General features: G+C 70.4%; 1 protein-coding gene (cut by a window edge). It reads right to left on the bottom strand.

Annotation, left to right across the window (positions count from 1 at the left end):
* On the bottom strand, positions 1–15,453 hold the start of the coding sequence (locus ACX9TP_RS32070; protein WP_482974449.1) for a non-ribosomal peptide synthase/polyketide synthase. 33,297 nt of this gene lie to the left of the window's left edge; the window shows 15,453 of its 48,750 coding nt (coding positions 1–15,453); the start codon lies at positions 15,451–15,453; its stop codon lies off the left edge, out of view.

Below are 15,453 nucleotides of genomic sequence, written 5' to 3'. Positions count from 1 at the left end.
GTCCTCGCGCACGAGTGCGACGGCTTCGGCCACCGAGGGGTGGGAGAGGAGAGCGGCTTCGACTTCGGCCAACTCGATGCGGTAGCCACGCACCTTCACCTGGGCGTCGGCGCGGCCGAGGAACTCCAGCACGCCGTCATGGCGCCAGCGGGCCAGGTCTCCGGTGCGGTAGAGGCGTGCGCCGGGAGAGGAGGAGAAGGGGTTGGGGACGAAGCGCTCGGCGGTGAGAGCGGGCTGCTCGACGTAGCCGCGTGCGAGGCCGTCGCCGCCGATGAACAACTCCCCGGTGACACCGGAGGGGACGGGTAGGCCGGAGGTGTCCAGCAGGTACACCTGGGTGTTGCCGATGGGACGGCCGATGGGGACGGAAGTGCCCACCTGGGCCACGTCCGTCATGCGGAAGCAGGAGGCGAAGAGCGTGGACTCGGTGGGGCCGTAGCAGGCCGTCACCGGAATGAACATTCCTTCCAGCACGCGGCGCACGTGGGGCGCACTCACCACGTCGCCACCGGTGAGAAGCTGCTTCACCCCACGAAGGGCGGAGAGGTGGTGGTCCACCACCTGGGTGAAGAGGCCGGAGGTGAGGTGCAGGGTGGTGACGGCGTGCTTGACCAGCACCGACTCCAACTCCTTCAAGTCGGAAGGCGAGTGAGGCGGGAAGACGACGAGGCGTGCGCCATGGAGCAGCGGGCCCCAGAGCTCCAGGGTGGAAGCGTCGAAGGAGACGGGCGCGATGAGCAGGAATGTCTCGTCGGGTCCAAGGTGCGCGTAGTCGTTGCCGAAGAGGGTGCGCAGGACGGCGGACTGGGTGGTGCCCACGCCCTTGGGCCTGCCGGTGGAGCCAGAGGTGAAGTCGATGTAGGCGAGGCTGTCGGGCAGTGCGGCAGGAGGCGGCGCATGAGAGGGCTGGCCCTGCAGGGACACCTCTCCCAGGACGACGGTGGACAGGCCTTCGGCGGGGAGCTTCTCCAGCAGCTCGCGCGTGGTGACGAGCACCGTCGGGCGTGAGTCGGCCACCATGGCGGCAAGCCGCTCACGCGGGTAGGAGGAGTCCAGGGGGACGTAGGCGCCACCGGCCTTGAGGATGGCCACCAGGGCGACAATCAACTCCAGAGAGCGCTCCACGGCGAGGGCCACGCGAGAGTCGGTGGACACGCCGAGGGAGCGCAGGTGCCAGGCGAGCGCGTTGGCGCGCTCATCCAACTGCCGGTAGGTGAGCGTGGAGTCGCCGAACGCGACGGCAACCTTGTCCGGGAAGCGGGCGACGACGAGGGAGAAGACCTCAGGCAGGGTGGAGCCGCGCGGGTACTCGGAGGCGGTGGAGTTCCACTCCACCAGCACCTGTCGGCGCTCCGCCTCCGACAGCATGGGCACGGAGGCCAGCGGCGCCTCGGGCCGGGCCACCAGTGCTTCCACCAGCGTGCAGAAGTGCTCCGCCATGCGTACGGCGGTACGCGCTTCGAACAGGTCCGTGTTGTAGCCCAGCACGCCCTCGTAGCCCTCGGGCGAGTCCGCCAGGCCCAGCTGCAACTCGAACTTGATGGACGCTGTGTCCACCTCCATCGGGCTCAGCGCCAGGTCCTCATTTCGCAGCGTGGCCGCAGGAACGTTCTGCAGAGTGAAGAAGACTTGGAACAGTGGGCTGCGGCTCAGGTTGCGCGTGGGATGCAGGTCCTCTACCAGCCGCTCGAAGGGCACGTCCTGGTGCGCGTAAGCGCCCAGTGCCGACTCCCTTACCTGCTGCAGCAGGCCGCGGAAGGAGAGTCGCGAGTCCACCCGTGCACGCATGACCAGGCTGTTGACGAAGAAGCCGATGAGGCTTTCGAGCTCACCGCGCTGGCGGCCGGCGATAGGCGTGCCGACGGAGATGTCCTCCTGGCTGGAGTAGCGCGACAGCAGCACCTGGAATGCCGCCAGGAGCAGCATGAAGGGCGTGGCGCCCTCTTGCTGACACAGGGCCTTGAGCTTGCCGGACGTAGTGAGCGACAGCCGGACGGGCACATGTGCGCCGTGGAAGGTCTGCACGGGGGGGCGAGGCTTGTCGGTGGGCAACGCCAGGGGAGTGTTTCCAGAGAGCTGCTGACGCCAGAAGGCGAGCTGGGCTTGGAGCACGTCGCCCTGGAGCCACTGGCGCTGCCAGACGGCGTAGTCGGCGTACTGGAGCGCCAGTGGGGCGAGCGGAGAAGGCCTGTCGTGAGCGAAGGCGTCGTAGAGGGCGGCGACTTCGCGAACGAGGACGCCCATGGACCAACCGTCGGAGACGATGTGGTGCATGTTGAGGGAGAGCACGTGCTCGGCGGGGCCCAGCTGCCACAGGCCTGCGCGAACCAGGGGGCCAGTGGCGAGGTGGAAGGGCTGGAGTGTGTCTTCGCGCAGCTGCCGCTCCAGCTCGGCGCGAGCGGCCTGGGGCTCCAGGCCACTGAGGTCCACGACGTGCAGTGGCAGCTCGGCGTGGGGGGCGATGAGCTGGAGGGGCTGACCCTCGTGCTGGATGAAAGTGGTGCGCAGAGCCTCGTGGCGGCGAACCAACTCCTCGAAGGCGCGGCGCAGGGCGGCCACGTCGAGGGGGCCGTCCATGCGCACGAAGCGGGGCATGCTGTAGGAGGAGCCGCCGGGCTGCAGCTGGTCGAGGAACCAAAGGCGCTGCTGGGCGAAGGAGAGAGGGAGCGGCCCGGAGCGGGGCACGGGGAGAATGGCGGGGGCTTCGAGGCCCGTGGCGGCATCGCGGGACGAGTCGATGCGGGCTGCGAGGGAGGCGACGGTGGGCGCCTCGAAGAGGGCACGAAGGGGGAGCTCGACTCCGAGGGCGGAGCGGACGCGCGACACCACCTGGGTGGCGAGGAGGGAATGGCCACCGAGTGCGAAGAAGTCGTCGTGGACGCTCACCTGGGGCACGCGCAGCAGCCCAGCCCAGAGGGAGGCGAGGATTTCCTCGGTGGGGGTGCGAGGAGCGACGTACTCGGAAGCGGAGGAGGTGATGTCCGGCACGGGCAGGGCGTTGCGGTCCACCTTGCCGTTGGGAGTCAGGGGCATGGCCTCCAGTGCGACGAAGGAGGAGGGCACCATGTACTCGGGCAGCCGGGCCCTGAGGGACTCGCGCAGCACGTCGCTGGAGAGCCCCGGTGCGCCGACGACGTAGGCGACGAGGCGCTTGTCGCCGGGGACGTCCTCGCGGGCGACGACGAGGGCCTCGCGCACGGCGGGGTGCTCGCGCAGGACGGAGGAGATTTCACCGGGCTCCACGCGGAAGCCACGCACCTTCACCTGGAAGTCGGCGCGGCCGATGAATTCGACGCGGCCGTCGGCCAGCCAGCGCACCTTGTCGCCGGTGCGGTACATGCGCGCGCCGGGGGTGGGGCTGAAGAGGTCGGGCAGGTAGCGCTCCGCCGTCAACTCCGGGCGGTGCAGGTAGCCGCGAGTCACCTGGGGGCCGCCGATGAACAACTCGCCCGGCACGCCGACGGGGGCCGGCTGCTGGTGCGCGTCGAGGACGTAGAGGCGCGAGTGGGCCAGTGGGCGGCCCAGCGGCACCGTGGCCGGTGCGGAGCCGGCGGAGGGCCACTCGACGCGGCCTGCAAGCACCCCCACCGTCGTCTCGGTGGGGCCGTAGTGGTTGAAGACTTCGCAGTCGGGAGCGAGCGAGCGCACCTGCTCCAGGAGGGCCCAGGAGGAGGACTCCCCGCCGAGCACGAGCTTCTTGCGAGGCAGCACGTGGCGGGGCTCTGCCGCGGTGAGCAGGGCGGCGAGGTGAGAGGGGACGAGCTTCACGCAGTCGACGGCGTGGCGCTGGAAGTACTCGGCGAGGCCGGCGGGGTTGCTGGCGCGCTCATGGGAGAGGACGTGCAGCAGGCCGCCGGTGCAAAGGGCGGGGAAGAGGACGGTGTTGCCGAGGTCTGCGACGAAGGTGGAGACGAGAGCGAAGCTGGAGCAGTCGGTGAGGCCCAGGCGCTGGGTGGCTGAATGGACGTAGTGGGCCAGCTGCCCGTGGGAGACGGCGACGCCCTTGGGCCGGCCGGTGCTGCCGGAGGTGAAGAGGACGTAGGCGACGTTGTCCATGGACACGTCGCTCGTCGGCGCATCCGTGCGTTGGCTGGCGATTCGTTCTGCGTCCGCATCCATCCGCACGCAGGCGGAGGCGAAGGAAGCGGCGTAACGGGCCACCGTTAAGACAACGGGGGCGGCGACTTCCTCCACCAGGGCTTGCAGGCGCAGGGCGGGCTGAGCGGGGTCCAGCGGGACGTAGGCGGCGCCGGCCTTCCAGACGCCCAGCAGTGCCACCACGGTGTCGACGGAGCGCTCCAGGCAGAGGGCCACGCACGTCTCGGGGCCCACGCCCAACGAGCGCAGGTGCCAGGCGAGCTGGTTGGCCCGGGCATTCAGCTCCGCATACGTGAGGACCTCATCCTCGCAGGCCACCGCGGGCTGAGTCGCGCGGCGCGCGGCCTGCTGCTCGATGAGGGCATGGAGCGGCTCCAGTGGGCCGAGGGACTGAGGCGTGGCGTTGAAGGACTCGAGCAACAACGCGCGCTCGGAAGAAGCGAGCAGGGGCAAGTCGCCCACGCGTGTGTCGGGCGAAGCGAGTGCGGCCTCCAGCAGGGTGTGCAGGTGCTCCACCATGCGGGTGACGGTGGACGCGTCGAACAGGCCGGTGCGGTAGGTGAGCGTGCCCGACAGGCCGCGAGGCGTGTGGGTCAGCGACAGCGCCAGGTCGAACTTGGTGACCTCGGCCTCGCGCTCCAGCGGAAGGAAGGACAGGCCGGGCAGGGACAGCGCCGCAGCCGGTGCATTCTGCAGCACGAGCGTGACCTGGAAGAGAGGCGAGTAGCTGAGGCTGCGCTGGGGCTGCAGCTCCTCGACGAGCTTCTCGAAGGGCAGGTGCTGGTACTCGTAGGCACTCAGGGTGGTGGCACGCACCTGGGCGAGCAGCTCGCGGAAGGTGGCTTGCGGGGCCACGCGAGAGCGCAGCACGAGGGTGTTGACGAAGAAGCCGATGAGGCTCTCGGTCTCCATCCGGGTGCGGCCTGCGATGGGCGCGCCGACGACGACGTCCTCCTGGCCGGAGTAGCGCGAGAGCAGCACCTGCCAGGCGGTGAGCAGGGCCATGAAGGGCGTGACGCCCTCGCGCTGGCAGAAGGCAGTGAGCGTCTCGGACGAGGAGGGGGGGAAGTGGACCGGCAGCAGTGCGCCGCGCTGGGATTGGACGGCGGGACGAGGCCTGTCGGTGGGCAGCTCCAGCAGTGCGGGCGCGCCGGAGAGCTGCTGCTTCCAGTAGTCGATCTGTCCCTGGAGCACTTCACCTTGCAGCCATGAGCGCTGCCACGTGGCGACGTCCGCGTACTGAAGAGAGAGCGGAGGCAGGGAAGAAGCGCGGCCGGAGGAGAAGGCCTCGTAGAAGGAGACCAGCTCACGCACCAGCACGCCCATGGACCAGCCGTCGGAAACGATGTGGTGCATCGTCACCAGCAACACGTGGTGCTCGGAGTCGAGGCGCAGCAGCGAGGCGCGAAGCAGGGGGCCGACAGTGAGGTCGAAGGGACGCAGGGACTCGGCGGCCGACAGCAGGCGCACTTCGGCCTGGCGCACGTCGTCGGGCAGATGGCTCAGGTCGACGACGTCCAGCGGCAGGGCGGCGGATGGAGCGATGACCTGAACGGGGCCCGAGGGCTCCTCACGGAAGGTGGTGCGCAGTGACTCGTGGCGATGCACCAGTGCCTCGAAGCTCTGGTGCAAGGCCTCGGAGTCCAGCACGCCGGAAACGCGAAGCGCGGAGTGGATGTTGTATGCGGTGCTATGGGGCTCGAGCTGGTCGAGGAACCAAAGGCGCTGCTGGGCGAAGGAGAGAGGGAGCGGCCCGGAGCGGGGCACGGGGAAAATGGCGGGGGCTTCGAGGCCCGTGGCGGCATCGCGGGACGAGTCGATGCGAGCGGCTAGAGCCGTGACGGTGGGCGCTTCGAAGAGTGCGCGCAGGGGGAGCTCGACTCCGAGAGCGGAGCGGACGCGAGACACCACCTGGGTGGCGAGCAGGGAATGGCCACCGAGGGCGAAGAAGTCGTCTGCCACGCTGACGTGAGGCACGCGCAGCAGCCCAGCCCAGAGGGAGGCGAGGATTTCCTCGGTGGGAGTGCGAGGAGCGACGTACTCGGAGGCGGAGGAGGTGATGTCCGGCACGGGCAGGGCGTTGCGGTCCACCTTGCCGTTGGGAGTCAGGGGCATGGCCTCCAGGGCGACGAAGGAGGAAGGCACCATGTACTCGGGCAGGCGGGCCCTGAGGGACTCGCGAAGCACGTCGCTGGAGAGGCCCGGAGCGCCGACGACGTAGGCGACGAGGCGCTTGTCGCCGGGGACGTCCTCGCGGGCGACGACGAGGGCCTCTCGAACGGCGGGGTGCTCACGCAGGACGGAGGAGATTTCGCCCGGCTCCACGCGGAAGCCACGCACCTTCACCTGGAAGTCGGCGCGGCCGATGAATTCGACGCGGCCGTCGGCCAGCCAGCGCACCTTGTCGCCGGTGCGGTACATGCGCGCGCCGGGGGTGGGGCTGAAGAGGTCAGGCAGGTAGCGCTCCGCCGTCAGCTCCGGGCGGTGCAGGTAGCCGCGAGTCACCTGGGGGCCGCCGATGAACAACTCGCCCGGCACGCCGACGGGGGCTGGCTGCAGGTGCGCGTCGAGGACGTAGAGGCGCGAATGGGCCAGTGGGCGGCCCAGCGGCACGGTGGCCGGTGCGGAGCCGGCGGAGGGCCACTCGACGCGGCCTGCAAGTACCCCCACCGTCGTCTCGGTGGGGCCGTAGTGGTTGAAGACTTCGCAGTCGGGAGCGAGCGCACGCACCTGCTCCAGGAGGGCCCAGGAGGAGGACTCCCCGCCGAGCACGAGCTTCTTGCGAGGCAGCACGTGGCGGGGCTCTGCCGCGGTGAGCAGGGCGGCGAGGTGAGAGGGGACGAGCTTCACGCAGTCGACGGCGTGGCGCTGGAAGTACTCGGCGAGGCCGGCGGGGTTGCTGGCGCGCTCATGGGAGAGGACGTGCAGCAGGCCGCCAGTGAAGAGGGAGGGGAAGAGGACGGTGTTGCCGAGGTCTGCGACGAAGGTGGAAACGAGGGCGAAGCTGGAGCAGTCGGCGAGGCCCAGGCGCTGGGTGGCTGAATGGACGTAGTGGGCAAGCTGTCCGTGGGAAACGGCGACGCCCTTGGGCCGGCCGGTGCTGCCGGAGGTGAAGAGGACGTAGGCGACGTTGTCCGGATGCACCTGGCAGACAGGTGTCTCGGTGCTCAGGCTCGCGAGCAGTTCGGCATCCGCATCCAGCAGGACGGGGTGTGCCTGGGAGGATGCGAAGGCGGCCGCGTGCGAGGCCACCGTTACCACCACGGGCGCGGCGACCTCGGCCACCAGGGCTTGCAGGCGCAGTGAGGGCTGCGCGGGGTCCAGCGGGACGTAGGCGGCGCCGGCCTTCCAGACGCCCAGCAGCGCCACCACGGTGTCGACGGAGCGCTCCAGGCAGAGGGCCACGCATGTCTCGGGGCCCACGCCCAGCGAGCGCAGGTGCCAGGCGAGCTGGTTGGCTCGGGCATTCAGCTCCGCATACGTGAGGACCTCATCCTCGCAGGCCACCGCTGGCTGAGTCGCGCGGCGCGTGGCCTGCGCCTCGATGAGCGAATGCAGAGAAGCGAAGGACGGGACGTGCTCCAGCGCGGTGTTGAAGGACGCGAGCAACAACGCGCGCTCGGAAGCAGTGAGCAGGGGCAACTCGCCCACACGTGCGTCGGGCGAAGCGAGTGCGGACTCGAGCAGGGTGCCCAGGTGCTCCACCATGCGGGTGACGGTGGAGGCGTCGAACAGGTCGGTGCGGTAGCCGAGGGTGCCAGTGAGTCCCTGGGATGTCTGGGCCAGGGAGAGCGTCAGGTCGAACTTGGTGGCCTCGGCCTCACGCTCCAGCGGAAGGAAGGACAGGCCGGGCAGGGACAGCGCCGCTGCCGGTGCGTTCTGCAGCACGAACAAGACCTGAAAGAGGGGCGAGTGGCTGAGGCTGCGCTGAGGCTGCAGCTCCTCGACGAGCTTCTCGAAGGGCAGGTGCTGGTGCTCGTAGGCGCTCAGGGTGGTGGCGCGCACCTGGGCGAGCAGCTCGCGGAAGGTGGACTGAGGAGCCACGCGAGAGCGGAGCACGAGGGTGTTGACGAAGAAGCCGATGAGGCCCTCGGTCTCCGCGCGGGTGCGGCCGGCGATGGGCGAGCCGACGGAGATGTCGTCCTGGCCGGAGTAGCGAGACAGGAGCACCTGCCAGACAGTGAGCAGGGCCATGAAGGGCGTGACGCCCTCGCGCTGGCAGAACGCGGACAGGGCCTCGGCCACGGGGAGAGGCAGGAGGACGGGCACCGTGGCGCCGCGCTGGGACTGGACGGCGGGACGAGGCCTGTCGGTGGGCAGCTCCAGCAGTGCGGGCGCACCGGCGAGCTGCTGCTTCCAGTAGTCGATTTGTCCCTGGAGCACCTCGCCTTGCAGCCATGAGCGCTGCCACGTAGCGAAGTCCGCGTACTGGACGGAGAGTGCTTCAAGGCGCGGTGGCTGGCTGGAGGTGAAGGTCTCGTAGAAGGAGACCAGCTCGCGCACCAGTACGCCCATGGACCAGCCGTCGGAGACGATGTGGTGCAGGGTCAGCAGCAGCACGTGCTCATGTGCGTCGACGCGCAGCAGCGAGACACGCAGCAGCGGACCGGTGACGAGATTGAAGGGGCGCAGGGCCTCGGCGGTTGCAAGACGGAGTGCTTCGGGCTGACGCGCGTCTTCGGGCAGATGGCTCAGGTCGACGACGTCCAGCGGCAGGGCGGCGGATGGAGCGATGACCTGGACGGGGCCCGAGGGCTCCTCGCGGAAGGTGGTGCGCAGCGATTCGTGGCGATGCACCAGTGCTTCGAGGCTCTGACGGAGGGCCTCGGAGTCAAGCATGCCGGACACGCGCAACGCGGAGGGGATGTTGTAGGCGGGGCTAGCGGGCTCGAGCTGATCGAGGAACCACAAGCGCTGCTGGGCGAAGGACAGGGGCAGCGCGCCGGTACGAGGCACCGGGACGATGGCGGGTGCCTGGCTCGCAGACGCGGAGCCGAGGTGCGCAGCCAGGCCTTCGGTGGTGGGGAACTCGAAGAGGGCCCGCAGAGGCAACTCCACACCGAAGGTGGAGCGCACGCGGGAGATGAGCTGGGTGGCGAGCAGGGAGTGGCCGCCGAGCTCGAAGAAGTTGTCGCGCACGCCCACGCGAGGCACGCGAAGCACCTGGGAGAAGAGTCCGGCGAGCAGCTCCTCGGAGGGGGTGCGGGGAGCGACGAAGGAGTCGGCCGAGGAGGAAGTCAGCGACTCCGGAGCAGGCAGGGCCTTTCTGTCCACCTTGGCGTTGGCGGTGAGAGGGAAGGAGTCCAGGCGCACCAGAGCGGAGGGCACCATGTACTCGGGCAGCCGCTGCTTGAGGTGCGCGCGCAGGGCGGCCATGTCGAGGGACTCCGGTGCCGCGACGTAGCCGACGAGGCGCTTGTCGCCGGGGGCGTCCTCGCGCACCAGGGCCACGGCCTGGGTGACGTCCGGGTGCGCGCGCAGGGCGGCTTCGACTTCGGCCAACTCGATGCGGTAGCCGCGCACCTTCACCTGGGCGTCGGCGCGGCCGAGGAACTCCAGCACGCCGTCATGGCGCCAGCGGGCCAGGTCTCCGGTGCGGTAGAGGCGGGCGCCGGGAGAGGAGGAGAAGGGGTTGGGGACGAAGCGCTCGGCGGTGAGAGCGGGCTGCTCGACGTAGCCGCGTGCGAGGCCGTCTCCGCCGATGAACAACTCCCCGGTGACACCGGAGGGCACGGGCAGGCCGGAAGCATCCAGCACGTACACCTGGGTGTTGCCGATGGGACGGCCGATGGGGACGGAAGTGCCCACCTGGGCCACGTCCGTCATGCGGAAGCAGGAGGCGAAGAGCGTGGACTCGGTGGGGCCGTAGCAGGCCGTCACCGGAATGAACATTCCTTCCAGCACCCGGCGCACGTGAGGCGCACTCACCACGTCACCACCGGTGAGAAGCTGCTTCACCCCACGAAGGGCGGAGAGGTGGTGGTCCACCACCTGGGTGAAGAGGCCGGAGGTGAGGTGCAGGGTGGTGACGCCGTGCTTGACCAGCACCGACTCCAATTCCTTCAAGTCGGAAGGCGAGTGAGGCGGGAAGACGACGAGGCGCGCGCCATGGAGAAGCGGGCCCCAGAGCTCCAGGGTGGAAGCGTCGAAGGAGACAGGCGCGATGAGGAGGAAGGTTTCATCCGGGCCCAGGTGCGCGTAGTCGTTGCCGAAGAGGGTGCGCAGGACGGCGGACTGCGTGGTGCCGACGCCCTTGGGCCTGCCGGTGGAGCCGGAGGTGAAGTCGATGTAGGCGAGGCTGTCGGGCAGTGCGGCCGGGGGAGGAGCCGACTTCGGCTGGCCCTGCAGGGACACCTCTCCCAGGATGACGGTGGACAGGCCTTCGGCGGGGAGCTTCTCCAGCAGCTCGCGCGTGGTGACGAGCACCGTCGGGCGTGAGTCCGCCACCATGGCGGCAAGCCGCTCGCGCGGGTAGGAGGAGTCCAGGGGGACGTAGGCGCCACCGGCCTTGAGGATGGCGACGAGGGCGACAATCAGCTCCAGAGAGCGCTCCATGGCGAGGGCCACGCGAGAGTCGGTGGACACACCGAGGGAGCGCAGGTGCCAGGCGAGCGCGTTGGCACGCTCATCCAACTGCCGGTAGGTGAGCGTCGAGTCGCCGAACGCGACGGCAACCTTGTCCGGGAAGCGGGCGACGACGAGGGAGAAGACCTCGGGCAGGGTGGAGCCGCGCGGGTACTCGGAGGCGGTGGAGTTCCACTCCACCAGCACCTGTCGGCGCTCCGCCTCCGACAGCATGGGCACGGAAGCCAGCGGCGCTTCGGGCCGGGCCACCAGCGCTTCCACCAGCGTGCGGAAGTGCTCCGCCATGCGTACGGCGGTGCCCGCTTCGAACAGGTCCGTGTTGTAGCTGAGCTGGCCGGAGTAGCCCCTCGGCAGGCGCCACAGGTTGAGCTCCAGCTCGAACCGCGCCGTGGTTCCCTCCAGCTCCACGATCTCCAGGGAGAGGCCCGGCAGCTCCAGCGGCGGCATGGGCGCGTTCTGCAGGGCGAACAGCACCTGCGCCAGCGGTGGCCGGCTCAGCTCCCGCTCCACCTGCAGCGCGTCGATGACCTGCTCGAAGGGGACGTCCTGGTGGGCGAAGGCCCCTAGGGTTGTGTCCCGCACTCGCGCCAGCAGGGCGGAGAACGACTCCCGCGAAGCGAGCCGGGCGCGAAGCGGCAGCGTGTTGACGAAGAAGCCGACGAGGCCTTCGAGCTCGGTGCGGTTGCGCCCGGCGATGGGCGAGCCGATGACGAAGTCCTCCTGGCCCGTGTAGCGACTGAGCAGCAGCTGCCAGGAGGCCAGCAGGGCCATGAAGGGCGTGACGCCCTCGCGGTGGCACAGCGCCTCCAGGGCCTCGGACACGGGTGCGGAGAGCTGGATGCGCAGCAGTGCGCCGCGCGAGGACTGCACCGCGGGGCGGGGCCTGTCGGTGGGCAGCTCCAGCACGCGCGGCGCTCCGGCCAGCGCTTCACGCCACCAACCCAGCTGCTCCTCCAGCACGTTCCCTCGCAGCCACCCGCGCTGCCAGACCGCGAAGTCGGCGTACTGCACCGGCGGCTCCGCCAGGGCCGAGGGCTGGCCCGCGGCAAGGGCGGGGTAGAGCGCCGCCAGCTCGCGCACGAGCACGCCCATGGACCAGCCGTCCGAGATGGAGTGGTGCAGGGTGAGCGCCAGCACGTGCTCGTCGGGTGCCAGCTTGAGCAGCGCGGCGCGCACCAGTGGGCCCTCGGACAGGTTGAAAGGGTGCAGCACCTCTTCATCCACCCGCCGACGGGCCTCGGTCTGGCGCTGCGCCTCTGGGATGCCGGACAGGTCCTCCACGCGGAGCGGCAGCGGCAGGGCGTCGTGGATGACCTGCACGGGGCCTTCCGCCTCGCCATGGAGGGTGGTGCGCAGCGACTCGTGGCGGCGCACCAGCTCGGTGAGGCTCTGCCCCAGCGCATCGGCGTTCAGCGTGCCTCGAAGCCTCAGCACCGCGGGCATGTTGTAGCGGGGACTGCCCGGATCGAACTGGTCCAGGAACCACAGCCTCTGCTGCGCGAAGGACAGCGGCAACGCGCGCGTCCGAGGCACCGGCAGCAGGGGTGGGGACCTCGGGCCTCCCTCGGGCCGCGCTTCGTCCAACCTGCGGGCCAGCGCGGAGAGCGTAGGTGCCTCGAAGACGGCACGCAGGGGCAGCTCCACGCCGAAGGCCCCTCGCACGCGGGAGATGAGCTGGGTGGCCAGCAGCGAGTGGCCGCCCGCTTCGAAGAAGTGGTCATTACCGCCCACGCGGGGCAGGTGCAGCACCTCGGCCCAGAGGGTGGCGAGCTTCTCCTCGGTGGGGGTGCGCGGGGCGACGTACTCGGACGAGGGCGCGGCATCCGGGACGGGCAGGGCCCTGCGGTCCACCTTGCCGCTGGGCGTCAGCGGGAAGGCGGCCAGCACGACGAAGGCTGACGGCACCATGTACTCCGGCAGCTTCTCGTGCAGGCGCTCTCGCAGTGCGCTGACCTCCACTGCCTCCGGGCCACCCCTTCCCACGACATAGGCCACCAGGCGCTTGTCGCCGGCCCTGTCCTCACGGGCCATCACCACCGCCTGCTGCACGGCGGACTGCTGCTCCAGCGCGGACTCGATTTCACCCAGCTCGATGCGCAGGCCGCGCACCTTCACCTGGAAGTCGGCCCGGCCCAGGTACTCGATTTCGCCGTCCGCCAGCCAGCGCGCCACGTCGCCGGTGCGGTACAGCCGCGCGCCCGGCGTGTCGCTGAAGGCATCCGGGAGGAAGCGCTCCGCCGTCAGCTCGGGGCGGCCCAGGTAGCCGCGCCCCACCTGCACGCCGCCGATGAACAGCTCCCCCGGCACGCCGATGGGCACCGGCCGCAGGTGCGTGTCCAGCAGGCGAATCTGCGTGTTGGCGACGGGGCGGCCGATGGGCACCGAACGGTGTGGCTCATCGCGCACGCACCGGTACCACGTGACGTCGACGGCGGCCTCGGTGGGGCCGTAGAGGTTGTGCAGGCCAGCACCGGGCAGCCGCCGCAGGCAGCGCTGCGCCAGCTCCAGCGGCAGGGCCTCGCCGCTGCACACCACGCGCTTCAGGGCGGTGCACTGCTCCAGCCCCGGCTCCTCCAGGAACACCTGGAGCATGGACGGCACGAAGTGCAGGGTGGTGACGCGCTCGTCGGCGATGAGCCGCGCGAGGTACGCGGGCTCCTGGTGGCCGCCGGGCCGCGCCACCACCAGCCGCGCGCCCGTCATGAGGGGCCAGAAGAACTCCCAGACGGACACGTCGAAGCTGAAGGGCGTCTTCTGCAGCACCGTGTCCGCGGACGTCAGCCCGTACTCCTGCTGCATCCACAGCAGGCGGTTGACGACGCCGCGGTGCGAGTTCATCGCGCCCTTGGGCCTGCCGGTGGAGCCGGAGGTGAAGATGACGTAGGCGAGGGCCTCCGGGCCGGCGAGCGGCTCGGGGCGGGACGCCGGCTGGCGGTCCACTTCCGGCCACTGCGAGTCCAGGCAGAGCCGCTGTGCCTCATGCGCGGGAAGGCGCGACAACAACCGCTCCTGCACCAGCAGCACGGCGGGGCGCGCGTCCTCGAGCATCCACGCGAGACGCTGGGCGGGGTAGTCCGGGTCGAAGGGGACGTAGGCACCGCCGGCCTTCAGGGTGGCCAGCAGGGCCACCACCAGCTCCAGCGAGCGCTCCAGGAAGAGGCCGACGCGCACCTCGGGGCCGACGCCCAGCGAGCGCAGGTGGTGCGCGAGCTGGTTGGCGCGCGCGTCGAGCTGCCGGTAGGTGAGACTGTTGCCCTCGAAGCACAGCGCCACCGCGTCGGGCGTGCGCTCCACCTGGGCTTCGATGAGGGAATGGAGGCACGCGTCCGCCGGGTAGTCGGCCCGCGCGCCGTTCCACTCGTGCAGCAGGCGGTGCTGCTCGGCGCCGTCCATCAGCGGCAATTCGGCCAGGCGCGCTTCGGGCCGCTCCACCACGCCTTGCAGCAGCGTGTGGAAGTGCGCCAGCAGCCGCGCCACCGTGCCTTCGTCGAAGAGGTCCGTGCTGTATTCGGCGGTGAGGCGCAGGCCCCGCGGGTCCTCGGCGGCGATGAGCGTCAGGTCGAAGCGGGCCGCGCCCCCGTCCACCGGCTGCGCGTGCATCCGCAGGCCGGGCAGCTGCACGGGCGGCAGCGGGGCGTTCTGCAGGACGAACATCACCTGGAACAGCGGAGGGACATTGAGGTGGCGCGAGGGCTGGAGGACTTCCACCAGCTTCTCGAAGGGCAGCTCCTGGTGGGCGAAGGCGCCCAGGGCCGACTCGTGGACGCGGCCCACCAGCTCGTGGAAGGTGGGGTCGCCGGACAAGTCGGTGCGCACCGCGAGGGTGTTGACGAACAGGCCGATGAGGCCCTCGAGGTCGGCGCGGGTGCGGCCAGCGATGGGGGTGCCGACGGTGACGTCGTCCTGGCCGCAGTAGCGGAGGAGCAGGACGTTGAAGGCGGCGAGCAGGACGGAGAAGAGAGTGCGGCCGTCGCGCGCGCCCAGGGCCTTCAACGACTCGGCGAGCCGGGAGGGCAGGAAGACGGTGTGGCGCGCGCCACGGGCGGAGGAGGTGGCGGGGCGGGGCCTGTCGCCGGGCAGCTGGAGCACGGCGTTGGGATTCAACCGCTGGCGCCAGTAGGAGAGCTGGGTGTCCAGCGCTTCGCCCTGAAGCCACTGGCGCTGCCAGGAGGCGAAGCTGGCGTACTGGAGCGGCAGCTCGGGCAGGGACGAGGGGTGGCCCGAGGCGAAGGCGGCGTAGAGCTCCGTCACCTCGCGCACCAGCACGCCCATGGACCAGCCATCGGTGATGATGTGGTGCAGGGTGAGCAGCAGCACGTGCTCGGCGGCGGCGAGGCGGAAGAGCACCGCGTGCAGCAGCGGCCCCTTCTCCAAGTCGAAGGGCCGGCGGGCTTCTTCGCGCAGGCGCAGCCAGGCCTCCGGCTCGCGCTCCGGGGCCGGAAGGGCTTGCAGGTCCACGACGGCCAGGGACAGCTCCAGGGCCGGGGCGATCTGCTGCAAAGGGCGGCCGTCCTGCTCGACGAAGGTGGTGCGCAGGGGCTCATGACGGCGCACCAGCTCGTTGAGGGCGCGGCGCAGGGCGGCGTCATCCAGCGCTCCGGAGAGGCGGACGGCGACGGGGACGTTGAGGGTGGCGCTACCCGGAGCCAGACGCTCCTGGACCCACATCCGCTCCTGGGCGAAGGACGCGGGGGCTCGCTGGGGTTGACGGTTCTTCTCGCGCAGCAGCTCGGCGAGCCGCGCGCGCTTCTGGTCAGGAGTCAGGGCCAT

It is taken from the genome of Pyxidicoccus sp. M15, from assembly GCF_056858435.1.
This window is presented reverse-complemented; position numbering and strand designations above follow the sequence as displayed.